Genomic DNA, 24,255 nt, shown 5'->3' with positions numbered 1-24,255 from the left:
TATGCTCTCAGGTTTATTTTCACACTCCGCGGCCGGTGCCGCGGATTTTTCACATCTGGAACAGGCCAGCGTCGAGTTTCGTCATGTGGACAAACGCTACGGTGACCATCAGGTTTTGAACGACATTAACCTCACCATCACGCCCGGTGAAGTGGTTGCCATCCTCGGCCCTTCAGGCTCCGGTAAATCCACCCTGATCCGTCTTATCAACAAGCTTGAAACCCTGAGCGGCGGGGAGATTCTGGTCGACAACAAGCCTACCGGAAAGCTCTCCGGTACCGGGCTGCGTCAGCTGCGAAGCCGCGTGGGGTTTGTGTTCCAGCAGTTCAATCTTTACGCCCATCTCACCGCCAGCCAGAACATCACCCTGGCACTGGAGCACGTTCACGGCTGGAAGCCGCATCCTGCTCAGGAGCGTGCGCTGGCCCTGCTGGAGAAAGTCGGGATGCTGGAAAAGGCCCACCATTACCCGGCAGAGCTTTCCGGCGGGCAGCAGCAGCGCGTGGCGATAGCCCGCGCCCTCGCCTCTTCACCGCAAATCATTCTGTTTGATGAACCCACCTCCGCGCTGGATCCGGAGATGATTGGTGAAGTGCTGTACGTGATGAAAGCCCTCGCCCACAGCGGGATCACGATGATCGTGGTGACCCATGAGATGCAGTTTGCCCGTGAAATTGCCGACCGGATTGTCTTTATCGACGGCGGGCAAATTCTGGAAACCGCGCCGCCGGCGCAGTTTTTCAGCCAGCCAGCGCATCCGCGCGCGCAGCGCTTCCTGCAAAAGGTGCTCAACCCGCTGCATCAGGAGCATCTGTAATGCCCGCGCTCGACTGGCAGGGGGTACTGACCGGACAGCCTCTGCAGTGGATACTCTCCGGATTCCTCACCACCCTGTGGGTGACGCTGGCGGGGATCGTGCTGGCCAGCCTGCTCGCACTGCTCTTTATGCTCCTGCGCCTTTCCGGGGGACGCGTCGGGAAAGCGATCGTCAGCGGCTGGGTATCACTCTTTCGCAATACCCCGCTGCTGGTGCAGCTACTGTTCTGGTATTTTGCCGCCTGGAACGGGCTGCCGCAGGCGTTTCGCGAAGCGGTCAACGCCGATCACAGCTGGTCGATTCTGCCCGGCGACGTCTGGTGGTTTACGCCCGAATTTTTATGCTCTGCCTGGGGGCTGGGCGTTTTTACCTCGGCGTTTTTAATCGAAGAGGTGGAAGCAGGATTGCGTTCCGTGCCCGCCGGGCAGCGGGAGGCGGCGCTCGCCCAGGGATTCTCCGCGTGGCGCTTGTTTCGCTTCATCCTTCTGCCGCAGGGCCTGGCCAACGCCTGGCAGCCCGTTGTGGGCCAGTATCTCAATCTGATGAAGCTCTCCTCGCTCGCCAGCGGGATTGGCTTCGCCGAGCTCACCTATCAGGTCAGGCAGATCGAAAGCTATAACGCGCACGCGCTGGAGGCGTTTACCCTCGGTACCGTGCTCTATCTGCTGACCGGCCTGGTCATGGGGATGGTGCTGGTACGCCTTGGGCCACAGGCGAAACGTAAACGCCCGAACGTCGTCATCGCAGGGAGTGAAAAACATGATTGCCGGACTTAATGTCATCACCGATAACCTCGATTATCTGCTGTGGGGACGCGCGGCAACGGGTGAACCGGGAGGCGTACTGCTTTCGTTAATGATGGCAGCAGGCGCTGCGGTTATCGCTCTGCCCGGAGGGATACTGCTCGCGTGCCTGGCCTGGCGCTTTACCGGGCTCGTGCGAAAAGTCCTCTTTTTATGGGCAGAGCTGATTCGCGGTATCCCGCTCATCTTCGTAATTTTCTGGATGTGGTATCTCCTGCCGCTCATCACCGGGGGCGATCTGCCCGGGGCGCTGACCGTCACGCTGGCACTGGCCTGGTTTACGGCGGCCACCGTGATGCACTCGGTGCTGGCCGGGCTGAGCGCACTGCCGACCGGGCAGTACGAGGCCGCGCTGTCTCAGGGCTTCAGCACCCAACAAACCCTGTTGCACGTGCTGCTGCCGCAGGCGCTGAGGAATATTCTGCCGTCGCTGGTGGGGATTTTTATTAGCCTGCTGAAGGATACGTCGCTGGCGTTTATCGTGAACGTCCCGGAACTGACCACGGTGGCGGGACAGGTCAACAACCGGGTGCAAATCTACCCGGCGGCCATTTTTATCTTTACGGGCGTGGTTTACTACCTGCTCTGCTGCTCGCTCGAGCAGCTTGCGAAGCGCTGGCGCCTTACCCGGCCAGCGCTTTAACCACCGTTTCCATTGCTTCGGTTGTCAATTCACTGCGTTTAACGCGCTGGTTCGCCAGCGCGGTACGCAGTACCCCGGCAATGACAATATGCTTTGGCTCCTGCCCTAAATCACGCATCTCGAGCACCACCTTTCCGACCACCCGGCACATCTCCTGGTACAGCGCTTCATCTTTGGTCACGTTACCCATCGTCATCACTCCATTGCCTTTTAAACGTTGAGCTTAAATGATTCTCCAGCCGGATACAAAAAAGAAGCCCGGCGAGAGACTCGCCGGGCTTCATCAGCAAAATCAGTAAATTAGTTGTTTACAGGAATAACCGCGCCTTTGTACTTGGTGCGGATCCAGTCCTGAATCTCTTTCGAGTGCAGCACGTTCACCAGCGCGACGATATCTTTCTTCTTCTCGTCACCGCGGTGTACGGTAATGATGTTGGCGTACGGGTTGTTTTCACCGCTCTCTACCGCAATCGGGTCGTGAACCGGATCCAGACCGGCGTCAATCGCGTAGTTGGCGTTGATCACCACCGCATCGCCTTCGTTGTTGTTGTACATCTGCGGCAGCAGAGACGCTTCAACGTTAGGCGTGAACTTCAGCTTTTTCGGGTTCTCGACGATGTCGCTGATGCGCGCGGTCACTTTATCGATGCCCGGCTTCAGCTTGATCACGCCCTCTTTCTCGAAGATGGAAAGAATACGCCCCTCTTCAGAAACCGCGTCACGCATGATGATCTTGCCGCCTTCCGGCAGGTCTTTCAGCGACTTGTATTTTTTGGAGTAGATGCCGATTGGCTCAATGTGGATCGCGCCCGCACTGACAAAATCGTAGTCCTTATCGCCCGCATGATCTTTCAGCACGCTGTTCAGGTAAGGAATATGCTGGAAATAGTTCGCGTCGATGTCATGACCCGCCAGCGCGGTATTCGGCAGAATGTAATCCTGGAACGGTTTAATCTCCAGGTCGATACCCTGCTTCGCCAGAATCGGCTTTGCCTGCTCCAGAATTTCCGCATGCGGCGTGTTGGATGCACCCACGGTCAGGGTGTCGGCCCAGGAGGCGAAGCTCAGGGCGCTCAGGGTTGCAGCGGCGATCAGTGTCAGTGTCTTTTTCATGATGTGGTTCCTGTGTGTATTTATTAGCGTTTATCTAACAGTGAAGTAATGACATCGCCACAGAACTGGATAATGAAAACGATGATCAGAATGGTCACCGTTGCCACCAGCGTGACGTCACCATGGTTGCGCTGGAATCCTTCCAGATAAGCCAGATTTCCCAAACCACCGGCGCCAATCACCCCCGCCATTGCGCTGTAGCTCACCAGCGCAATCAGCGTCACCGTAATACCTGATACCAGTGCGGGTGATGATTCCGGCAGTAAAACCCGAAACACGAGCGTGCTCAGTCGTGCGCCCATCGAGCGCGTCGCTTCAATCACGCCTTTATCCACTTCACGCAGGGCGATCTCCACCAGGCGTGCGTAGAACGGTGCGGCACCCACTATCAGGGCCGGCAGCGCCGCGTTGGCGCCAAGAATGGTGCCGACGACGGTCTTGGTGAACGGGATCAGCAGCACAATCAAAATGATGAACGGAATCGAGCGGAACACGTTCACCACAATCGAAATCACGCTGTAGACCGTGCGGTTATGGAACAGACCGCCGCGCGCGGTTAAAAACAGCGCCAGACCCAGCACGATGCCCAGCACAAAGGTCGCCACGCCGGACAGCGCGGTCATGTACAGCGTCTCAAGCGTCGCCGCCCAGAGCTGATCCCACTTGAGATGCGGAAAGAGATTCTCAGCCATGTTTAATCACCTCGCCTTCAATATCGCTGTGCTGCAGGTCGGCGAGGATATTGTTCAGTTGTTCGTCAGATGCCACGACGTGCACCCAGAGTTGACCAAACACGCCGTGAGCGGTTTGGGTCATTTTTCCGTGCAGGATGTTAAACGGCAGGCCGTAGCGCAGCGTCAGTTCGCCCACAATCGGCTTATGCGTGCTGTGCCCGGTAAAGGTCAGCCTGATGACCGTCCCTTCCAGATCGTTTGCCAGTTCGGTATTGAACGTTTCTTCTTCAGCGTACTGGCTCACTTGACGCACAAACTGCTGCGTAATCGGCTGCTGCGGATGGGTAAAGACGCTCAGCACGTCTCCCTCTTCTACCACCTTACCGTTCTCCATTACCGCCACGCGGTCGCAGATTTTGCGCACCACGTGCATCTCGTGGGTGATCAGCACGATGGTCAGCTTAAAGCGGCGGTTAATATCCAGCAGCAGATCGAGGATCTGATCGGTGGTCTGCGGGTCAAGCGCGGAGGTGGCTTCATCGCAGAGCAGCACATCCGGGCGATTAGCCAGCGCACGCGCAATACCCACGCGCTGCTTTTGACCACCGCTCAGCTGCGACGGATAGGCATGCTCGCGGCCTTTCAGGCCAACGAGTTCAATAAGCTCGGCCACGCGGGCCTTAATTTCGGCTTTCGGTACGCCGGCAATTTGCATCGAGAACGCAATATTCTCGCTGACCGTGCGCGACCACAGCAGGTTAAAGTGCTGAAACACCATGCTGATCTTCAGACGCGCCTGGCGCAGCGCTTCACCTTTTGCGGCAGAAATGTTCTGCCCGTTGATGGTTACGCTGCCGCTGCTCGGTTTTTCCAGCCCGTTGAGCAGGCGGATAAGCGTACTTTTACCTGCGCCGCTGTAACCAATGATCCCGTATATCTGTCCCTGTGCTATCGTCAAATTGACGTTATCAACGGCTGTGAGTGCCACCTTTCCGTTGTCAAAAACTTTCGAAATATTGCTCAGTACAATCATTCTTATTCATTATCCGTGCCGCCCGTGGCGGTTTAGCAGTATGGATGTCCAAACGATAGTAAACAGCCGTTACCCGCTTTTAAATGAACAAAAAAGAATGTGTTATAACTTTCCGAAATAAACAGCGGATTTACCGGGTGGGAAGCATTTAGACCAATTTCAGCAATGATTATCTGCCGGATGCATATCTGCTGGCGGACGGGCGCAAAAAACGGTCATTTTTGCAGCATTTTATCCCGATATAGCCATCCTCACATCCAGACAACTTTACGTCTTGCTGTCCTGCCATCCAGAAATGGCATTTATATTCCTTTCTGTTCTAAACGGCAGTGAATGGTTCTTTATTGAGAAAATTTCACCGCCCTATCATCCCGTCATGACATCCAGAAAGGAAAACATCATGACGATTTATCACTCCGTCACCGAACTGATTGGTCGTACCCCGCTGATCCAGCTGCATAAGCTTGATACCGGTCCCTGCTCGCTCTTTCTGAAGCTGGAAAACCAGAACCCGGGCGGTTCGATTAAGGATCGCGTTGCGCTGTCGATGATTAACGAAGCGGAACGTACCGGTAAACTGAAGCCTGGCGGCACGATAATTGAGGCTACAGCGGGCAATACCGGTCTCGGCCTGGCCCTAATCGCCGCCCAGAAAGGCTACTCGCTGATTCTGGTGGTGCCGGACAAAATGAGCCGCGAGAAGATTTTCCACCTGCGCGCGCTGGGTGCCCAGGTGGTGCTGACCCGCTCCGACGTCAATAAGGGCCACCCGGCCTATTACCAGGATTACGCCCAGCGCCTGGCCAGTGAGCTGCCCGGCGCGTTTTACATCGACCAGTTCAACAACGAAGCCAACCCGCTGGCGCACCGCACAACCACGGCGCCGGAACTGTATGAACAGCTTGACGGCCGGATCGACGCCATCGTCGTGGGCGTCGGCTCAGGCGGCACGCTGGGCGGCCTGCAGGCGTGGTTCGCCGAGCACTCTCCGCATACTGAATTTGTCCTGGCAGACCCGGCCGGATCCGTTCTGGCCGACCAGGTGGAAACCGGACGCTACCACGACGCGGGCTCCTGGCTGGTTGAGGGAATTGGCGAAGACTTTATTCCTCCGCTGGCCCACATTGAAGGGGTGAATCGCGCCTGGCGCATCACCGACCGCGAAGCCTTCACCACCGCGCGCGAGCTGCTGAAAACGGAGGGCATTCTGGCGGGCTCCTCCAGCGGCACGCTGCTTGCGGCCGCGCTGAAGTATTGCCAGGCGCAGACCACGCCGAAGCGCGTGGTGACCTTCGCCTGCGACAGCGGCAATAAGTATCTTTCGAAGATGTTCAACGACGACTGGATGCGACAGCAGGGGCTCATCACGCGTCCTCAGGCCGGCGACCTCTCTGACTACATCGCCCTGCGCCACGATGAAGGCGCCACCGTTACCGCGGCCCCGGACGACACGCTTTCCACCGTTCTGGCACGCATGCGTCTGTATGACATCTCCCAACTGCCGGTGCTGGATGACGGCAAGGTGGTCGGCATTATCGACGAGTGGGATCTCCTGCGGCATATCGGCGGCGACGGCGATCGCTTCGCGCTGCCGGTGACGGCAGCCATGACGCGTCAGGTGGAGTTTCTTGATAAACACGCCCCGGAAAGCGCCCTGCACGCCATCTTCGACCGCGGCCTGGTGGCCGTCATTAATGACAACGACCGTTTTCTCGGTCTGATTACGCGCAGCGACGTTCTGACCGCCTGGCGCAACCGTCTTCAGCAATAAAGGAACAGATGATGAAAAACCTGGCTACCCTGAGCGTCCACAGCGGCGAGTTCAACGACCAGCACGGCGCCGTCATGCCGCCGATTTACGCCACCTCGACGTTTGCGCAACCGTCACCCGGCGAGCATACCGGCTATGAGTATTCGCGCAGCGGCAACCCTACCCGCCACGCGCTGGAAACCGCGATCGCCGAACTGGAAGGCGGCACGCGCGGCTACGCCTTCGCCTCCGGCCTGGCGGCCATCTCCACGGTGCTCGAACTGCTGGACAAAGACAGCCATATCGTCGCCATTGATGACGTTTACGGCGGGACGTACCGCCTGATTGAAAACGTGCGCAAGCGCAGCACCGGCCTGCAGGTCAGCTGGGTTAAACCGGACGACCTCGCCGGGCTCGAGGCCGCCATCCGCCCGGATACGCGTATGGTGTGGGTCGAGACGCCGACCAACCCGCTGCTGAAGCTGGCGGATCTGGCGGCCATCGCGGCAATCGCCCGTCGTCGTAACGTCATCAGCGTGGCGGATAACACCTTCGCGTCGCCGGTGATCCACCGTCCGCTGGAGTCGGGTTTCGATATCGTGGTGCACTCCGCCACCAAATATCTGAACGGCCACTCTGACGTGGTGGCCGGGCTGGCGATTGTCGGGGACAACAGGGAACTGGCGGATAGGCTGGGCTATCTGCAAAACGCGGTGGGCGGCGTTCTGGATCCGTTCAGCAGCTTCCTGACGCTGCGCGGTATTCGCACGCTCGCTTTGAGGGTAGAAAAGCACAGCACCAACGCGCTGGCGATTGCGCAATGGCTGGATCAGCATCCTCTGGTCGAAAAGGTGTTCTATCCCGGCCTGGAATCGCATCCACAATATCAGCTTGCCCGCACGCAGATGGCCCTGCCCGGTGGGATGATTTCCATTGTGGTAAAAGGCGATGCGCAACGCGCCACCGAGGTGATTCGCAACCTGAAGCTGTTCACCCTCGCAGAAAGCCTGGGCGGCGTGGAAAGTCTGGTGAGCCAGCCTTACAGCATGACGCACGCCTCCATTCCGCTGGAGCAACGCCTGGCAAACGGCATTGTGCCGCAGCTGATCCGCCTGTCAGTCGGGATTGAAGATCCGAAAGACCTGATTGCCGACCTCAGCCAGGCGCTGCAGAAATAAGCAAATGGCGGCAGGTCCATCACCTGCCGCCACAAGTTGTCATCATGGCTTAACGCCTTGATAACAATATTATGAGAAACAGCACAGATTATTTCTGAAACACCGTTTCCATTTTCCTTTTATCTTAAAATCAGCGTATAATGCGCGCCAAATCCCTGGTGAATGGTTTCAGCGCTTGGAATACAAAAAACAACGTACAACATCTCCTCTCCTTCGTTGGGCTGTCACTCAGGCACACTTTCTTCTGCACGCTCATTTGATGTCTCCTATCCTTAGTGCGTGTCATATACTCTTTTGCAACACAGGTTTGACTCCGCGGCGGTGCGCCCCCGGAGCGAGATTTCCATATCCTTCCCAACTTAAAGACTAAGACTGTCATGAAAAAGACGAAAATTGTTTGTACTATCGGCCCGAAAACCGAATCTGAAGAGATGCTGACCAAAATGCTGGATGCCGGCATGAACGTGATGCGTCTGAACTTCTCCCACGGTGACTACGCAGAACACGGTCAGCGTATCCAGAACTTGCGCAACGTGATGAGCAAGACCGGTAAAAAAGCCGCGATCCTGCTGGATACCAAAGGTCCAGAAATCCGTACTATCAAACTGGAAGGCGGTAACGACGTCTCTCTGAAAGCTGGCCAGACCTTCACCTTCACCACCGACAAATCCGTTGTCGGCAACAGCGAAATCGTTGCAGTGACCTATGAAGGCTTCACCAACGATCTGTCCGTTGGTAACACCGTGCTGGTAGACGATGGTCTGATCGGTATGGAAGTTACCGCTATCGAAGGCAACAAGGTTATCTGTAAAGTACTGAACAACGGCGACCTGGGCGAAAACAAAGGCGTTAACCTGCCGGGCGTTTCTATCGCACTGCCAGCGCTGGCTGAAAAAGACAAACAGGACCTGATCTTCGGTTGCGAACAAGGCGTTGACTTTGTTGCGGCATCCTTCATCCGTAAGCGTTCTGACGTAGTTGAAATTCGTGAGCACCTGAAAGCGCACGGCGGCGAGAAGATCCAGATCATCTCCAAAATTGAAAACCAGGAAGGCCTGAACAACTTCGACGAAATCCTCGAAGCGTCTGACGGCATCATGGTTGCACGTGGCGACCTGGGTGTAGAAATCCCGGTTGAAGAAGTGATCTTCGCGCAGAAGATGATGATCGAGAAATGTGTTCGCGCGCGTAAAGTGGTTATCACCGCAACGCAGATGCTGGACTCCATGATCAAAAACCCACGCCCAACCCGCGCAGAAGCAGGCGACGTGGCAAACGCCATCCTCGACGGTACCGATGCCGTTATGCTGTCCGGCGAATCCGCGAAGGGTAAATACCCGCTGGAAGCGGTGACCATCATGGCTACCATCTGCGAACGTACCGACCGCGTAATGAAAAGCCGTCTGGACTACAACAACGACAGCCGCAAGCTGCGCATCACCGAAGCGGTTTGCCGCGGTGCGGTAGAAACGGCTGAGAAACTGGAAGCACCACTGATCGTGGTTGCCACCCAGGGTGGTAAATCAGCTCGCGCGGTGCGTAAATACTTCCCGGATGCAACTATCCTGGCGCTGACTACCAACGAAACCACGGCTCGTCAGCTGGTGCTGAGCAAAGGCGTGATCCCTCACCTGGTGAAAGAGATCGCGTCTACGGATGATTTCTACCGTCTGGGTAAAGAAGTGGCTCTGGAGCTGGTGGATCGCGGTCTGGCACAGAAAGGTGACGTTGTGGTCATGGTTTCTGGCGCACTGGTACCAAGCGGCACAACCAATACCGCATCTGTTCACGTGCTGTAATAATTCCCGAACCAATTAATTTGGATAAAAAGCGCCCTCCGGGCGCTTTTTTTATTCCTCGTATTAGCCAAAGTCATTCAAAATGCAAATCGGGTTTTTCTATTTAATTGCGATTTATCTAAGATGAATCCGATGATAAATGCCTTTTTTTCCTTAGATTTTTGCCCGAAAAGGGCTGATTCGATGCTTCTTTGAGCGAACGATCAAAAATAGGTGTATTCCCATCAAAAAAATATTCTCAACCCAAAAAACTTTGTGTAATACTTGTAACGCTACATGGAGATTAACTCAATCTAGAGGGTATTAATAATGAATCGTACTAAACTGGTACTGGGCGCGGTAATCCTGGGTTCTACTCTGCTGGCTGGTTGCTCCAGCAACGCTAAAATCGATCAGCTGTCTTCTGACGTTCAGACTCTGAACGCTAAAGTTGACCAGCTGAGCAACGACGTGAACGCAATGCGTTCCGACGTTCAGGCTGCTAAAGACGACGCAGCTCGCGCTAACCAGCGTCTGGACAACCAGGCTACTAAATACCGTAAGTAATAGTACCTGTTAATAAAATGGCGCACATTGTGCGCCATTTTTTTTGCCTGAGTCAAACGGCTACTGCGTCACCTTCTCCACTTCATCTTCCGCTACCGCAGCAGACACCCGGCTGTTCTGCACCGACAATACGCTATTGCTGGCTGAAGGACCGCTCCCTGACGACACGATAACCGGGATGCCCGCACGACGTGCCAGGGCTTTCTCAATCAGCGCCTTATCGCTTCCCGCCTGAGAAACAAAAGTCGCAAAGTCCGCGGAATGGGCAATTGGCGAGACCTGCGGATTTTCCCCCTCAACCTGCGCCAGCGGACGGTGGACCTCAATATAGCGTTTACCGTCCGGCTCCACGGAGAACTTCACGGGTTCATTAATAATCTGTACCCGCGTGCCAACCCGCACCTGTTCGAACAGCGCTTTGATATCCGGGGCGTTCATCCGCATACAACCGGAGCTGACCCGCAGGCCGACGCTGTCCGGCGCGCTGGTGCCGTGGATGAGATATTCCCCGTTGCCCACGCCTAAACGCAGCGCGAAGCGTCCCAGGGGGTTATTTGGCCCGGCAGGAACCACCGGAGGCAATTTGATGCCCTGCTCCAGAGAACGTGCTCTGATGCCCGGCGTGGGCGTCCAGGTGGGATTAGGGATCTTCTGGCTCACCCGCGTGGTCGTCACCGGCGTTTCCAGCCCCAGCTGACCAATGCCCAGCGGGAAAACCTGAACAATGTTTTGCCCCGGCGGGAAATAGTAGAGCCGAAGCTCAGCGAGATTCACCACAATCCCCTCGCGCGGCGTATCCGGCAACAGCATTTGCGACGGAATGGTAATGACGGTTCCCGGCGCAGGGTTAACCGGCGCAATGGTATTGTTGGTTTCCAGGATCACCTGCGCCGCCGTATTAAACCGACGGGCGATGGTCTGCAGCTTATTATCCCCTTCCTGTATCGTGTAGGTTTGATTTTGCCCAATCAGACGACTGCCCGCGGGCGGCAACGGATAGTCCATCGCGCGGGCCGAATTAAGGGCACCGAGCGAACTGAGGAGTAATAGAGTTATGAGAGACGCGCGCTTCATGCTGAGATTCCTTATTCACTGACAGAACGCCAGAAAGCTGAAAAACCAGCGAGGCGGGAACCACCTCGCGAAACAGAATGAATGCTGTTCTGTAAGTCTAGCTAAGGATTGAAGCTTTGGCGCGGATGGCGCGAATCATCGCTTCCAGTCCCTGAGAACGGGACGGGGTGAGGTGTTGGGTTAAGGCCATTTTTTCAAACCACGGGCGGACATCGAACGCGACAATATCCTGCGCCGACATCTGCTGATAAAGGCTAAAGACGACCGCAATAAGCCCTTTTACAATGGCGGCATCGCTGTCGCCGCGCAATTCTATCGTGCCGTCATCAGACTGCGTCATCACAATCCAGACCTGGCTCTGACAGCCCTGAATAATATTTTCCGGGTTATGCGCCTCTTCACCGAGCGGCGGCAGACGCTGCCCCAGCTCGATGATATAAAGGTACTTCTCTTCCCAGTTTGCGCAACGCCCAAAGTTGCGCAGCAATTTGTCTCTGTCCGGCAGTTCTGCCATCGTTTGCCTCTCCGTTAGCCCAGCAGCTGGTGTATGCGCTTAAGCCCCGCCACCAGCCTGTCGACCTCTTCCGTCGTGTTGTACATCACCAGCGACGCGCGGCACATTGCCGGCACCTGGTAAAACGCCATCAGCGGCATGGCGCAGTGGTGCCCGGTGCGGACAGCCACGCCGTAGTTATCAAGGAAACTGCCCACGTCATAGGCGTGGTGTTTCCCGAGATTGAACGCGATCACCCCTTGCCGGTCGACAGGCCCGTAGAGGGTCAAATCCGGCACGCTGGCAAGCTCCGCAAGCGCATAGTGCATCAGCAGCCGTTCATACTCCTGAATGGCATCAAGACCGATGGCAGAGACGTAAGAGACCGCCGCCCCCAGACCGATAATCCCACCGGTGTTGGGCGTGCCCGCTTCAAAACGCCACGGCGCGCGCGCGTAGGTCGTGCCTTCCGTCAGGCTGACGGTGGCGATCATCGACCCGCCCCCTTCCCACGGCGGCATCGCCTGCAGAATGTCTTCTTTTACATACAGCACGCCTATCCCGGTCGGCCCATAGAGCTTGTGGCCTGAAAAGACGTAGAAATCACAGTCCAGCGCCTGAACGTCAACCGCGTGGTGCATTACCGCCTGGGCGCCGTCAATCAGGACCTTTGCGCCCGCCTGATGGGCCTTTTCGACGATCTCTGCCACCGGGTTTTCTGTCCCCAGCACGTTGGAGACCTGGGTAACCGCCACCAGCCGCGTGCGGTCATCCAGCAAGACGTCAAGCTGCTCAAGCTGAAGCGTCCCGTCAACGTTGAGCGGAATGACCCGCAATTGCGCACCAACGCGCTCGCAGAGCATCTGCCACGGCACGATATTGGCGTGGTGCTCCATCTGGGTGATGATGATGTTATCCCCCGCGTGGACCTGCGCGTTGCCCCAGCTGTTAGCGACAAGGTTGATTCCTTCGGTGGTTCCGCGCACGAAGACCAGCTCTTCCGGCGAACGTGCATTGAGGAAGGCGGCAAGCTGCGTGCGTACGTTTTCCATCCGCTGGGTCGCCTCGGCGCTCAGGGTATGAATACCGCGATGCACGGCGGCATAGCCATGGCGATAAAACTCGGCTTCGGCATCCACCACCTGATTCGGCTTCTGCGCGCTGGCCGCGCTGTCCATATAGGCCAGAGGAAGACCGTTCACTTCACGGGTCAGAACCGGGAAATCTGCCCGTACTTTCTCTACGGGAAAACTCATGCTTCGCCTCCAGGCAGACGCTGACCGATACGCGCCAGCACCTGCTGTTTTAACTGACCATCGTGCAGCGCTTCCGTCAGTTCGGCGGCAAACGCATAGATAATCATTTTCTGCGCCGCCTGCTTGCCGATGCCGCGGGAACGCAGGTAGAACATCTGTTCGTCGTCGATTCGCCCGACCGTCGCACCGTGGCTGCACTTCACGTCGTCGGCGTAGATCTCCAGCTGCGGTTTGGTGTTCACCTCCGCCAGTCGGCCCAACAGCAGATTGTTGTTGGTCATCTGCCCGTCGGTTTTAATGGCGTGCTGCGCCACGTTAATCAGACCGTTAAACACCGCTCGCCCTTTATCACTCACGATGGTTTTGTGCAGCTGGCGGCTGTTGCAGTAGCCTTTGTTGTGCTCCAGCCACGTGCGCGTGTCGCACACCTCAGATTTAACCGGCATCGCCAGGCTGTTGATACGCAGCGTGGTGTTTTCACCGTTAAGCTGCGTGCTGGTATTGTGGCGCAGCACCGACCCGCCGAGCAGGAAGCTATGGCTGTACGCCGCCGCATCCTGGCCCAGGACAATGTCGTTATGGGCAAAGTGGTGGCTCTGCGCATTCTCAAACGCCAGCTTGATATGGTGTAGCTGGGCATTGGCCGCCACGTTCATCGTCAGACGCGACCCGGTAAAATGGCGCGTCTCGTTGAGGCTGACGTAATGTTCAATCACCGTGGCCTCAGCCCCCTCCGCCAGCTCAAGATGATGGCGATAGTGCGCGGTGTTGATTTCGTCGCCGCCCAGCCCCTGGGTGATGTGCATCAGCAGCAGCGGCTTTCCCGGACGCTGGTTACGCTTCACGCCGATATGCGTCACGCTGCGGGCCAGGCTCTCGGTCAGGTGCAGGAAAACCTCAGGCTGAACCGGGGCGCTCAGTGGCTGGCGATCGTCGTTTATCTCAATCTCAAATCCGCTCCCCTGAAGGGCGTCGCTCAGTTCCGGACGGAACTCACCGTCGACAAAAACCAGGCGCACGGCATCCACGTTTACGGCCAGCGCGTCACGCTGCGCCGGGGTGAGATCCGCCAGACGGGTCACAAACTCGGCGTTTAGCAGGCCATCGAGCGGAGTATATTTCCAGTTCTCATGCTTACGCGTCGGCAGACCAAGACGCAGCATCTGCTGCAGATGCTGCTGCGCCTGCGCCGAGCGCGTGCCGTCCTGGGCTTCAAACAGCCGGTGCCACTGCTGGAGCGCATTACTGCTGTTCGGTAAGCCAGCCATAGCCCTGCTCCTCCAGTTGTTTAACCAGCGTGAAATCACCGGATTTGACAATACGCCCCTGATAAAGCACGTGAACGTAATCCGGCTTGATGTAGTCCAGAATGCGCTGATAGTGGGTGACGATGATGAATGAACGCTTGCCGTCGCGCAGGGAGTTGACGCCGTCAGCGACAATCTTCAGGGCGTCGATGTCCAGACCGGAGTCGGTCTCATCCAGAATGCACAGCTCGGGCTCCAGAACGGCCATCTGCAGAATGTCATTACGCTTTTTCTCGCCGCCGGAAAAACCGACGTTCACCGAGCGGGTGAGCAAATCTTCCGGCATTTTCAGCAGCTTGATTTTCTCTTCCATTAAATCCTGGAAGTCGAAGCGATCGAGCGCCTCCAGGCCGCGATACTTGCGCACCGCATTCAGCGCCGTCTGCAGGAAGAACTGGTTGCTGACGCCCGGAATTTCGACCGGGTACTGGAAGGCCATGAAGATGCCCTCTCCCGCGCGATCTTCCGGTGACATTTCCAGCAGATCTTTGCCGTTGAACTCGACCGAGCCGTGGGTTACCTCATAATCTTCGCGGCCCGCCAGCGTCGCGGAAAGCGTACTTTTCCCGGAACCATTCGGCCCCATGATGGCGTGAACTTCACCCGGCTTGACGTCAAAATTGAGGCCACGCAGGATGGCTTTGTCTTCTACGCTGACCTGTAAATCTTTAATGCTTAACATGTGCTTTCCTTAACCGACGCTGTGTTCAAGACTAATGGCGAGGAGTTTCTGGGCTTCAACGGCAAATTCCAGCGGCAGTTCAGAGAACACATCCTTACAGAAGCCGTTAACGATCATCGAGATGGCGTCTTCTTCGCTGATCCCGCGCTGCAGGCAGTAGAAGAGCTGATCTTCCCCAATGCGTGACGTCGTCGCCTCGTGCTCAAGCTGGGCCGTATTGTTACGGCACTCAACGTACGGGAAGGTGTGCGCCCCGCAGTCTGCGCCGATCAGCATCGAATCACACTGGGTAAAGTTTCGCGCATTGGTGGCCGTCGGCATGATTTTCACCAGCCCGCGATAGCTGTTCTGGCTGTGCCCGGCAGAGATCCCTTTCGAGATGATGGTCGACCTGGTGTTTTTACCAATGTGGATCATCTTGGTGCCGGTATCGGCCTGCTGGTGGCCGCTGGTCAGCGCCACGGAGTAAAACTCACCGATGGAGTTATCCCCGCGCAGAATGCAGCTCGGGTATTTCCAGGTGATGGCCGAGCCGGTTTCAGACTGGGTCCACGACATCTTGCTGTTTTCGCCTTCGCACAGCGCGCGCTTGGTGACGAAGTTCAGGATACCGCCGGTATTGCCGTCGCCCGGGAACCAGTTTTGCACCGTGGAGTATTTCACCTCGGCATCTTTATGGATGATGACCTCCACCACCGCCGCGTGCAGCTGGTAGCTGTCGCGAACCGGGGCGGAGCACCCTTCGATATAGCTGACGTAGCTGCCTTCATCCGCGACCAGAATCGTGCGTTCGAACTGGCCGGTTTTTTCGGCATTGATGCGGAAATAGGTGGAAAGCTCCATCGGACAGCGCACGCCTTTCGGTACATAGATAAAGGTGCCGTCCGAGGCCACCGCCGCGTTAAGAGCCGCAAAGAAGTTATCGTTTGAAGGCACCACGGTCCCAATGTACTTTTTCACCAGTTCTGGATGATCGTGAATCGCTTCGCCGAAGGAGCAGAAAATGATCCCCTGCTCTGCCAGCTTCTCGCGGTAGGTGGTGGCCACCGAGACGGAGTCGAAAATGGCGTCCACCGCCACCTCTTTCCCCTCACGCACGGGCACGCCAAGCTGGTTAAAGGCCTCTTCCACCTCTTTGCTGAGGAAGCTGTTTTCAGCGCCAGTTTGCTGCACCGCGCCGGGCTGCGAGGCGCAGGTATCGTCACAGCTGCCGCAGGAGGGCGCAGAATAGTAGCTGTAATCCTGATAGTTCAGCTTGTCGTAGTGCGCTTTCAGCCAGTGCGGCTCTTCCATCTCCAGCCAGGCGCGGAAGGCGCTCAGGCGGAACTCCAGCATCCACTCGGGCTCGTTACGTTTCGCCGAGATCGCCCGCACGACATCTTCGTTAATGCCTTTCGCCAGCTCATCTGTCTGGAGCTGGGTGAAGAACCCCTCTTTATAGTTGAGGTGCCCACCGCTCCAGGTATTTACATCACTCGTTGCTTCAGTATTACGAGACATAGTACCGCCTATACCCCAAAGCTTTCGCCACAGCCGCATTCGTTCTGGGCTTTCGGGTTATGAAATTTGAATAACTGGTTTAAGCCTTCGCGGACGTAGTCCACTTCGGTGCCGTCAATAAACGGCATGGCCTGCAGCGCGACGTACAGCTTCGCGCCGTCAGTCTCGAACACCAGGTCATCTTTCTCGGGTTCGGTGACGGTGTCGAGCACGTAGCCGAAACCTGCGCAGCCGGTCTGTTTGACGCCTAAACGCACGCCGAGGATCTCGGGCTTTTTCGCCACCAGCTCGTGAATATGTGCCGCCGCCGCTGGCGTGAGCGTTAAGCCGCGCCAGGCGAAATCGGCAGGATTAAAGGTTTCTGAATGCAGTTCCATAGGTCCACCTCATCTGATAAGCCATCAGGGCATAACACCATGTTAGTGATAACGATTATCACTTCAACCCTCTGTCAGCAGGGGCATTCGGCTAAAGCGCCCTTTTTGCCTGGTTTTATTAAGCATAGACCCTGTGAGAGGATGCAGTCAGGATGGATGTATTTGTTCAATGCATTGATTAATAATGCATTTCGTCGCGGCATTCATAACGAAGAGAAGAAAAGTAAAATATGCATCGGAAATGCCTATTTTTGAGATAGATTTTGCGCAGAAAGTGATAAAAACAAAAAAGGCCCTCAAGGCCTCTTACACTCAGTGATGAAATGAGACAGCAAACCCCTGTTCACGCCAGTGGTCGAGCTGTTCCTGCTGGCGAGGCGTTGGGGATTTCCCCGTCCAGACGAAGATTTTTTGCCCCGGGAAGAGTTCAGGGCGCGGCGAATCAATAGGTTCCGCCAGGACGTCTATGTGCCAGCCCTTCTGCGCCAGGCGCGCGGCTTCCAGCCACAGGTGGGTGCGGTCATCGCATTCCCAGCCAATCAACAGTGCGTCTTTACCGGCTTTCTTGCGGGACTCCGCCAGGCTTGCAATCGCGAATTCAATCAGAACTCCGTCTAACAGGCTTGCCATGTGACGCACGGTATTTTGGTCCTGGTTCATGCGCTGACGGACGGGAGAAATAATATTGTCAATCAGCGCGTCTATCGCGTGATCGCGGCGGAACTCGCCAATTTTGGCACGCAGCTTTGCCGGGCTGGCGTAACGCAGAACGGTCATCATCTCTTCCTGGAATGAAACCCAGTTGCCCTGCGTCAAAACTTCTTTGTTTTCCAGCAAGGCTTTGACTTTTCCGACCGAGACGCCGCTTTTCATCAGGCGTTTGATCTCTTCGATACGCAGGATATCTTCATCGTCAAACTGACGATGGCCCCCTTCGCTGCGCTGCGGCTTCAACAATCCATAACGGCGCTGCCAGGCACGCAGCGTAACGGGGTTGATACCGCATCGTTCGGCCACTTCGCCGATACTGTAATAGGCCATTAACTCCCTCACGCTCAGAACTTCCATACCTAACTGCACCAACCTTATCAGATTGTACACACTATTTGTATAACTAAGACCGCATTTTGAACCGGTGAACGGGGTTCTTTTCCATCCACCTGTTAATACATTGTTGTATAAAATTTGCCGTTCGTACAGTTAACTCTGCCGGATTGTGTACAGCTTTATCAGAATTCGAACTTTTTCTCCGGCCACGCAATCGCGGGAATACCGCCGTGTCGCGGGCTGGCAAAAAGATGCCCCTGGAACTGGGATATTCCCGCTGACTCCAGCCACATCCACTCTTCAGCCTTCTCTACCCCCACCGCGCAGAACTGGATCTCAAGCGAGGCACAGCATTTGATAATCGCCTGGATAATGGCCTGTCGGGGACCACTTTTGTGCACGTTTGCGACCAGATCGCGATTAATCTTAATTCTGTCCGGCTGAAACTGAGCCAGCAGCTGCAACCCGGCAAATCCGGCACCAAAGTGATCGATCGTCACGCTGATGCCCGCGCTTTTTAACTGCCTGACCGAATCCGTGAATTCATCGAATCGGGAAATGGCTTCGCTCTCGGTGAACTCCACCACAATTTGCTCGGGTACAAACCCATTGGCTTCAATCGCGGTGAGCAGAAAGTCCACGGCGTTGGGAATGTTAACCAGCGTCATAGGCAGCAGGTTCAGGGATAACGTCTGGTCCTGTAACCCCAGCGCGCTGGCCATGGAGAGCGCCACCTGCTTGCTTTGCAAATCAGACGCGTACACTTCCTCATTCGGAAGGCTGGCGAAATAAGCCCCTGGCGAGTCGCCGGACGGGGTGCGCAAAAGCGCCTCCCAGGAGACAACCTGCTGCATAAACGGATCGACTATCGGCTGGAACGCGAAGCTGCAATCCGCCCCTTTCGCGACCACCTCGGGCTGCGCGGACAAGCGCGTCTCTTCGCGCACGAATTCCCAGGAATCCGCAGGAGGCAGTTCAAAATAGTTCGCTTTTTCCGTAGCCTCGACAAAGGTGCGGAAAAACTGCAGCGGGCGGTCGTTGTACGTCAGCTGATAGCGCGTCGTCCCCCTGTTGAGCACCTCTTGCAGCACCTCGTCCCTGTCGAAGTGGCGTAAATCAAAAAGCTCCATGCCCACGTTGCCAAAACGACGGACAGGTCCGTGATCGCGCATCAGCTCCACTACGTTGTGGTGGCGAGGGTCGTTGCAAATCTGCTCATAGATGGCAGAAACGTGTTCCACTGGCCCTTCAAGCAGCTGAAAAAAATGTGTGCCATTAAACAGCAGGATCCCCGTGATATTGGATTGCTGGTTTTTACTATTTGCAGCAGCAACCATGACTTCCAGCGCTTTCACTGGAACGTCCTCGCAGATATGACTGCGGTAAATGATGGTGGTGAGCATGCGATTCCTGGGGTTAGGGGTTGGCCACAAAAGAGGTGGATAAGGTTCATTTATAGCACATTAATTGCCTGACAAATAATTTACATCTCAACCGTTTACGGCAATTTAAGAAACGTTTTTCCTGGCTGTACAACTTAACAGCCCTCGACCATTTTGTACAATATATCCTGTAATATTACCTCTCCACCACCCAAGCGTAACTAACTGAATATAAATAACTTTATAAAATATATCGAAGAAATATTAAAAATCTGTACATTTTTAATGTACAGATTTGGAAATTATGTATACCTTAATTGTAACGCTAGTGATGACAAAATTTTACAGGAGCGAAACATGCAGCAGAAAGGTTACGTCGCAGATTCCGCAGCAGCAATCGCACAGTACTTCGAAAAAGCCGTGCTTCCTACCCAGCAGGAGACGCTGGGCCAGGTGGTTGTTGAAATTCTCAGCGACGGGCGAAATCTGAATCGCAAATCGCTTTGTACAAAATTGCTCAGCCGCCTCGAAAAGGCCGATGGCCCGGAAGAGGAAGAGCATTACCACAAGCTGCTTGGTCTGCTCTTCGAACGGTAAGGGTATGAAGAGCAGTAGCGCAGACAAACTGATCGACACGCTTATCGGTGAAGCCGTTCTCTCTCTTTTGAAAGAGCGGGGACCGGTAACAACCGAAGGATTGCTTCAGCGTCTGCGGATCATGAAAGAACATGAAAAGGATCCCCGGCGGCGGGAGACACTTGCGGTGGTGATTGCCGAAATTGGCTCAAACAGCACCGCCTTTACACGTCGCAGAACCGCGCAAGGACGAACGAAAAGAGAGGGACCTCTCAACGATAACCGGGACAATATTGTGCCGTTGTTTGGAAGTGGAAAACCGTCCGATCCAAAGAAAATACATTGACTGCAATTAACAGCTACGGTGAGAACAAATGAGACAAAATATTCAGCTTCAACCCGAATATCATTCTGCGTTTTTAGACAGTGCGCTGTCGGAATACTTCCGTCACGCAGGCGATCGTTTTGCTGAAGAGTCCGCTGTTTTTTCTACTGCAGTACGCTGTGTTCTGGCCTCCGAAGGTCATCTGTCCAATAAAGCGATTATCCTCTGGCTCATTCAGACGCTGGAAGCCACTCACGACGTGGTTCAGGCGGATGTGATTCGCAAGACGCTGGAAATTGTCGTGGGCTACACCATGGACGACCTGTAATTTCACGGCCACTCATCCTGCTTTCGTGTCATCGTCAAAACTGACGAATGTTCTGACGATGACACGCGCCTTCCCCGCTTGACACCCTGTTAAACCAGCAAAGCCAACCTGGCACGGTTCCTGCTTACCTCTGCTTACGGGACTGGGTTTTCCAGTCAACTTTGCTTCATTTCTTAACAGGTCTGTTATTGATGAAAAAGATCGCCAGCGTCTGCCCCTACTGCGGTGCAGGCTGTAAATTAAACCTTGTCGTTGAAAATAACCGTATCATCCGTGCCGAAGCCGCAGAAGGCATCACAAACCAGGGTACCCTGTGTCTGAAAGGCTTTTACGGCTGGGACTTCCTCAACGATACCCGTCTGCTCACCCCGCGCCTGACCCAGCCGATGATCCGCTACCATAAAGGCGAGGCATTCACTCCCGTTACCTGGCAAGAGGCTATCCGCTACACCGCGCACAAACTCAGCAGCATTAAAGCGCAGCACGGGCCGCGGTCGATCATGACCACCGGATCCTCTCGCGGAACCGGCAATGAAACAAACTATGTGATGCAAAAATTTGCCCGCGCGGTGCTGAACACCAACAACGTGGACTGCTGTGCGCGCGTCTGTCACGGCCCTTCCGTGGCCGGTTTACAGGAGACGCTCGGCAACGGCGCGATGAGCAACTCAATCAACGATATTGAAAACTCAAAATGCCTGCTGGTGTTTGGCTATAACTGCGCGGACTCCCACCCCATCGTCGCCCGGCGCGTGCTGAAAGCGCGTGAAAACGGCGCAAAAATTATCGTCTGCGATCCGCGGCGCATTGAAACGGCGCGCATTGCCGACCAGCATCTGCAGCTGAAAAACGGCAGCAACATGGCGCTGGTAAACGCCTTTGGCTACGTGCTGCTGGAAGAGGAGCTCTACGACAAAAGCTACGTGGCGCGCTTTACCGAGGGGCTTGAGGCCTATCGCCAGACGGTGAAAGACTATGCGCCAGAGACGGTTGAGCATCTTACCGGCATTCCCGCCCGCGACGTTCGTCAGGCAATGCGCACCTTCGCGGCGGCCCCTTCCGCCACCGTGATGTGGGGGATGGGCGTGACCCAGTTTGGTCAGGCCGCGGATGTGGTCAAAGGGCTTTCCAGCCTGGCGCTGCTGACCGGCAACCTGGGTCGACCCGCCGTCGGCGTCGGGCCGGTGCGCGGACAAAACAACGTTCAGGGCGCCTGCGATATGGGCGTTCTGCCGAATATGTTCCCGGGCTATCAGGATGTGACCGATCCGGCGGTCAGGCAGAAGTTTGCCGATGCCTGGGGAATTGACGTCAATAAAATGGACGATCGGGTCGGAACGCGCATTACCGAGGTGCCCCATCTGGCGCTGGAAGGCAAGGTCAAGGCCTACTACATCATGGGGGAAGATCCGCTTCAGACCGAAGTCGATCTCGGCCTGGTGCGCAGCGGTTTTGAGGCGCTCGACTTTGTCGTGGTTCAGGACATCTTTATGACCAAAACGGCAGAGGTGGCGGACGTTCTGCTCCCGGCCACATCCTGGGGTGAGCACGGCGGCGTCTTTACCTGTGCCGATCGCGGCTTCCAGCGTTTTGGCAAAGCCATCGAGGCCAGCGGCAACGTGAAGCGCGACTGGGAAATCATCAGCCTGCTCGCCACCGAGATGGGCTACCCGATGCATTATGACTCCAACCAGCAGATCTGGGATGAGATGCGCGAGCTGTGCCCGCTCTTCTACGGCGTGACGTATGAAAAAATGGGCGAGATGGGCCACGTGCAGTGGCCGTGCCCGACGCTGGATCATCCGGGAACGCCGTACCTGTATAAAGACAATCAGTTCGACACCCCAACCGGTAAAGGGCAGCTCTTTGCCGCCCCGTGGCGCGCGCCGGCAGAAACTCCGGACGCGGATTTCCCGCTGGTGCTGTGTACGGTACGCGAGGTGGGACATTATTCCTGTCGCTCCATGACCGGGAACTGCGCCGCGCTGCAAAGCCTGGCCGACGAGCCGGGCCGGGTGCAAATGAACCCTGCCGATGCGGAAAAGCTGGGCATTACTGACGGGCAGCTGGTCTGGGTACGTTCACGCCGCGGCAAAGTGATTACCCGCGCCAGCATCAGCGAGCGTATCAACGCCGGGGCAGTTTACATGACCTATCAGTGGTGGATTGGCGCCTGCAACGAGCTGACACAGGATAACCTCGATCCCATCTCCAAAACGCCGGAAACGAAGTACTGCGCGGTGCAGCTGGAGGCGATAGAGGATCAGCGTTGGGCGGAGGACTATGCAGCGTCTGCATATCAGTCCATGAAGTCTCGGCTGATGAGTGCGGCGAACGTCTGAGGAAAATGCCGGGTGCGCTATGCGTACCCGGTAATAGTTACCGCATCTCTCACTATCTCCAGCATTTCGAAATACTTTGTTTTTTCATGCTGTGACATCCTGCATATCCGCCGTGCCGCTGAAATACTTAGCAGCAGGGCTGCTTGAAACAGACTCAGCAGGATCCACGCTATACTGAACCGCATCACTATTGACAGGTTTAATGGATAGGCGTGCACATGGCTGATGAGATGTCCCAGACGTTAATATTCGATTGTTCTTCATCCACAAAACTGCTGATCGATTATCTAAAACAGGGTGCAAATCTGAAGAAAGTGCTCCCCCGACGTCGATTAAATTTTGTAGCTGGCGATGAACGCCTCTGTTATATCCTCCTCAACGGGCGCGTCATGATTCACCGCAGCAACGACGATTTAGCCATGGCAACGGTTAAGGCGCCCGCTTTGCTCGGTCTCAGTAATCTGCATTACGCTCAGATGTTCGGTTACATCAAAACCTTTAATCACTGTGAGATCGTAACCCTTAAAATGGATACTGTTTATGACATTATCAAGCATCATGAACTATGGGAGCCGCTGGCTTATCACCTGATGGGCCTTGCAGTTAAGCTATTTCATAGCTACGAAGATATAACCGGACCTTCCGCATACAATATTGTCCGCGCCCAGCTTTATGCACTCTCAAACGAAGAAGAATCATTCAGGCAGAACATTACTGCAGAAAGGTATATCCGGGATAAAACCCACCTGTCCCGTAGCGGCGTCATGCGTATTCTTTCAGCTTTAAAAGAAGGGGGTTATATCGAAGTTGAAAGAGGTGTGCTAATCAATATGGGGAAATTGCCTGAAAGATTTTAATCTCACCGGCTGGTGATGGCCGTGCAGAAAATGATCTGACCCGGACACTGTAGCCGTCCTTTAACAACGAGTTGCCCGATACTGAATTTCAGACACAAAAAAGGCCGCACTCGCGGCCCTTTTATTCTCATGTGCTCAATGGACGTGAACGCCCAACCGCCAGGCAAAGTAGATCTCTTCTTTCAGTTCATTCGAAGAGAGCGCCAGCAAATCTGTAAATTCCAGCTCAAGCTGTTTCAGCTTTTTCAGGTACTGCGCCGGAGACAGGTTGCTCTTATCGCGACGTAAATATTCAATTGCCAGCTGTGTTGGGGTTATTTCAGTATCCATGATGTCCTCGCTTATGTACAAAA

General features: G+C 55.5%; 27 protein-coding genes. 13 read left to right on the top strand and 14 right to left on the bottom strand.

The features are described from left to right. Position 1: 1 nt before the first annotated feature. Genes FOY93_RS09655 through FOY93_RS09645 form a run of 3 tightly spaced genes read left to right on the top strand, consistent with a single transcriptional unit; the run spans position 2 to position 2,263 of the window. A complete protein-coding gene (locus tag FOY93_RS09655; RefSeq protein ID WP_143345010.1) occupies positions 2 to 817 on the top strand; it encodes an amino acid ABC transporter ATP-binding protein in 816 nt (271 codons plus the stop codon). Further along, complete coding sequence (locus tag FOY93_RS09650; protein ID WP_127730517.1) at positions 817 to 1,593, top strand: amino acid ABC transporter permease; 777 nt, start codon at positions 817 to 819, stop codon at positions 1,591 to 1,593. The genes FOY93_RS09655 and FOY93_RS09650 overlap by 1 nt, the downstream gene beginning before the upstream one ends. Further along, positions 1,577 to 2,263 carry an amino acid ABC transporter permease gene (locus tag FOY93_RS09645; protein WP_127730515.1) on the top strand — a complete coding sequence of 229 codons (687 nt, stop codon included), beginning with the start codon at positions 1,577 to 1,579 and terminating at the stop codon, positions 2,261 to 2,263. The genes FOY93_RS09650 and FOY93_RS09645 overlap by 17 nt, the downstream gene beginning before the upstream one ends. On the opposite strand, the gene fumD is transcribed toward FOY93_RS09645, so the two are convergent. The 4 genes from fumD to FOY93_RS09625 form a co-directional block, all read right to left on the bottom strand. Continuing rightward, on the bottom strand, positions 2,244 to 2,453 hold the full coding sequence (fumD, locus tag FOY93_RS09640; protein ID WP_008500615.1) for a fumarate hydratase FumD: 210 nt from the start codon (positions 2,451 to 2,453) through the stop codon (positions 2,244 to 2,246). The two genes, FOY93_RS09645 and fumD, sit on opposite strands and share 20 nt — an antisense overlap. Before the next feature lie 110 nt (positions 2,454 to 2,563). Further along, positions 2,564 to 3,376, bottom strand: a complete 813-nt coding sequence (locus FOY93_RS09635) for a MetQ/NlpA family ABC transporter substrate-binding protein (protein WP_008500616.1) — start codon at positions 3,374 to 3,376, stop codon at positions 2,564 to 2,566. A gap of 23 nt (positions 3,377 to 3,399) precedes the next feature. Then, complete coding sequence (locus tag FOY93_RS09630) at positions 3,400 to 4,068, bottom strand: methionine ABC transporter permease (protein ID WP_008500617.1); 669 nt, start codon at positions 4,066 to 4,068, stop codon at positions 3,400 to 3,402. Beyond that, positions 4,061 to 5,083: a methionine ABC transporter ATP-binding protein gene (locus tag FOY93_RS09625; RefSeq protein ID WP_045910313.1), complete on the bottom strand. Its 1,023-nt coding sequence runs from the start codon at positions 5,081 to 5,083 to the stop codon at positions 4,061 to 4,063. The genes FOY93_RS09630 and FOY93_RS09625 overlap by 8 nt, the downstream gene beginning before the upstream one ends. Positions 5,084 to 5,483: 400 nt before the next feature. On the opposite strand from FOY93_RS09625, the gene FOY93_RS09620 reads away from it, so the two are divergent. The 5 genes from FOY93_RS09620 (at position 5,484) to lpp (ending at position 10,356) form a co-directional block, all read left to right on the top strand. Next, positions 5,484 to 6,854: a pyridoxal-phosphate dependent enzyme gene (locus FOY93_RS09620; RefSeq protein WP_143345009.1), complete on the top strand. Its 1,371-nt coding sequence runs from the start codon at positions 5,484 to 5,486 to the stop codon at positions 6,852 to 6,854. An 11-nt stretch (positions 6,855 to 6,865) separates the two neighbouring features. Continuing rightward, positions 6,866 to 8,011, top strand: a complete 1,146-nt coding sequence (locus tag FOY93_RS09615; protein ID WP_143345718.1) for a trans-sulfuration enzyme family protein — start codon at positions 6,866 to 6,868, stop codon at positions 8,009 to 8,011. Between the two features lie 175 nt (positions 8,012 to 8,186). Further along, positions 8,187 to 8,381 carry a protein YnhH gene (gene ynhH, locus FOY93_RS24035; protein WP_418721936.1) on the top strand — a complete coding sequence of 65 codons (195 nt, stop codon included), beginning with the start codon at positions 8,187 to 8,189 and terminating at the stop codon, positions 8,379 to 8,381. Positions 8,382 to 8,388: 7 nt separating this feature from the next. Beyond that, positions 8,389 to 9,810 carry a pyruvate kinase PykF gene (gene pykF, locus FOY93_RS09610; RefSeq protein WP_023311333.1) on the top strand — a complete coding sequence of 474 codons (1,422 nt, stop codon included), beginning with the start codon at positions 8,389 to 8,391 and terminating at the stop codon, positions 9,808 to 9,810. A 309-nt stretch (positions 9,811 to 10,119) separates the two neighbouring features. Further along, on the top strand, positions 10,120 to 10,356 hold the full coding sequence (gene lpp / locus FOY93_RS09605; protein WP_001082307.1) for a murein lipoprotein Lpp: 237 nt from the start codon (positions 10,120 to 10,122) through the stop codon (positions 10,354 to 10,356). 60 nt (positions 10,357 to 10,416) lie between these two features. On the opposite strand, the gene ldtE is transcribed toward lpp, so the two are convergent. From ldtE to FOY93_RS09555, 9 genes are all read right to left on the bottom strand, one after another. Next, positions 10,417 to 11,430 carry a L,D-transpeptidase LdtE gene (gene ldtE, locus FOY93_RS09600; protein WP_133294230.1) on the bottom strand — a complete coding sequence of 338 codons (1,014 nt, stop codon included), beginning with the start codon at positions 11,428 to 11,430 and terminating at the stop codon, positions 10,417 to 10,419. A 97-nt stretch (positions 11,431 to 11,527) separates the two neighbouring features. Beyond that, the gene (gene sufE, locus FOY93_RS09595; protein WP_136194726.1) at positions 11,528 to 11,944 is read right to left on the bottom strand and encodes a cysteine desulfuration protein SufE; all 417 of its coding nucleotides are present in this window, start codon (positions 11,942 to 11,944) and stop codon (positions 11,528 to 11,530) included. A gap of 14 nt (positions 11,945 to 11,958) precedes the next feature. Next, positions 11,959 to 13,179, bottom strand: a complete 1,221-nt coding sequence (gene sufS, locus FOY93_RS09590; RefSeq protein ID WP_143345008.1) for a cysteine desulfurase SufS — start codon at positions 13,177 to 13,179, stop codon at positions 11,959 to 11,961. Beyond that, complete coding sequence (sufD, locus tag FOY93_RS09585) at positions 13,176 to 14,447, bottom strand: Fe-S cluster assembly protein SufD (RefSeq protein ID WP_143345007.1); 1,272 nt, start codon at positions 14,445 to 14,447, stop codon at positions 13,176 to 13,178. The genes sufS and sufD overlap by 4 nt, the downstream gene beginning before the upstream one ends. Further along, entirely contained in the window at positions 14,422 to 15,168 is a 747-nt protein-coding gene (gene sufC, locus FOY93_RS09580) for a Fe-S cluster assembly ATPase SufC (protein WP_014831592.1), read from the bottom strand. Before sufC ends, sufD begins: the two co-directional genes overlap by 26 nt. A 9-nt stretch (positions 15,169 to 15,177) precedes the next feature. Continuing rightward, a complete protein-coding gene (gene sufB / locus FOY93_RS09575; protein ID WP_023311328.1) occupies positions 15,178 to 16,668 on the bottom strand; it encodes a Fe-S cluster assembly protein SufB in 1,491 nt (496 codons plus the stop codon). Between the two features lie 8 nt (positions 16,669 to 16,676). Next, a complete protein-coding gene (gene sufA, locus FOY93_RS09570) occupies positions 16,677 to 17,045 on the bottom strand; it encodes a Fe-S cluster assembly scaffold SufA (RefSeq protein ID WP_008500631.1) in 369 nt (122 codons plus the stop codon). A 312-nt stretch (positions 17,046 to 17,357) separates the two neighbouring features. Further along, positions 17,358 to 18,086 (bottom strand): MerR family transcriptional regulator, encoded by a 729-nt coding sequence (locus FOY93_RS09560; RefSeq protein WP_133294227.1) that lies wholly within the window; start codon positions 18,084 to 18,086, stop codon positions 17,358 to 17,360. A 188-nt stretch (positions 18,087 to 18,274) separates the two neighbouring features. After that, a complete protein-coding gene (locus tag FOY93_RS09555) occupies positions 18,275 to 19,495 on the bottom strand; it encodes a diguanylate phosphodiesterase (RefSeq protein WP_133294226.1) in 1,221 nt (406 codons plus the stop codon). Positions 19,496 to 19,831: 336 nt separating this feature from the next. Here FOY93_RS09555 and ycgZ point away from each other — a divergent pair, with 336 nt between their 5' ends. The 5 genes from ycgZ (at position 19,832) to FOY93_RS09530 (ending at position 23,902) form a co-directional block, all read left to right on the top strand. Further along, entirely contained in the window at positions 19,832 to 20,071 is a 240-nt protein-coding gene (ycgZ, locus tag FOY93_RS09550) for a regulatory protein YcgZ (protein WP_023311324.1), read from the top strand. A gap of 4 nt (positions 20,072 to 20,075) precedes the next feature. Beyond that, complete coding sequence (locus FOY93_RS09545) at positions 20,076 to 20,396, top strand: hypothetical protein (protein WP_143345006.1); 321 nt, start codon at positions 20,076 to 20,078, stop codon at positions 20,394 to 20,396. Positions 20,397 to 20,424: 28 nt separating this feature from the next. Continuing rightward, the gene (locus FOY93_RS09540) at positions 20,425 to 20,703 is read left to right on the top strand and encodes a biofilm/acid-resistance regulator YmgB/AriR (protein ID WP_023311323.1); all 279 of its coding nucleotides are present in this window, start codon (positions 20,425 to 20,427) and stop codon (positions 20,701 to 20,703) included. A 191-nt stretch (positions 20,704 to 20,894) separates the two neighbouring features. Beyond that, positions 20,895 to 23,045, top strand: coding sequence for a formate dehydrogenase subunit alpha (gene fdhF / locus FOY93_RS09535; protein ID WP_143345005.1), 2,151 nt, complete (start codon positions 20,895 to 20,897; stop codon positions 23,043 to 23,045). Positions 23,046 to 23,263: 218 nt separating this feature from the next. Next, positions 23,264 to 23,902, top strand: coding sequence for a winged helix-turn-helix transcriptional regulator (locus FOY93_RS09530; protein WP_143345004.1), 639 nt, complete (start codon positions 23,264 to 23,266; stop codon positions 23,900 to 23,902). Positions 23,903 to 24,037: 135 nt separating this feature from the next. Here the strand turns inward: FOY93_RS09530 and FOY93_RS09525 are convergent, their stop codons facing one another. Next, entirely contained in the window at positions 24,038 to 24,232 is a 195-nt protein-coding gene (locus FOY93_RS09525) for a YdiH family protein (RefSeq protein ID WP_003857766.1), read from the bottom strand. Positions 24,233 to 24,255 lie beyond the last annotated feature (23 nt).

This window comes from Enterobacter sp. 18A13 (assembly GCF_007035975.1).
Classification (GTDB): domain Bacteria; phylum Pseudomonadota; class Gammaproteobacteria; order Enterobacterales; family Enterobacteriaceae; genus Enterobacter; species Enterobacter vonholyi.
This window is presented reverse-complemented; position numbering and strand designations above follow the sequence as displayed.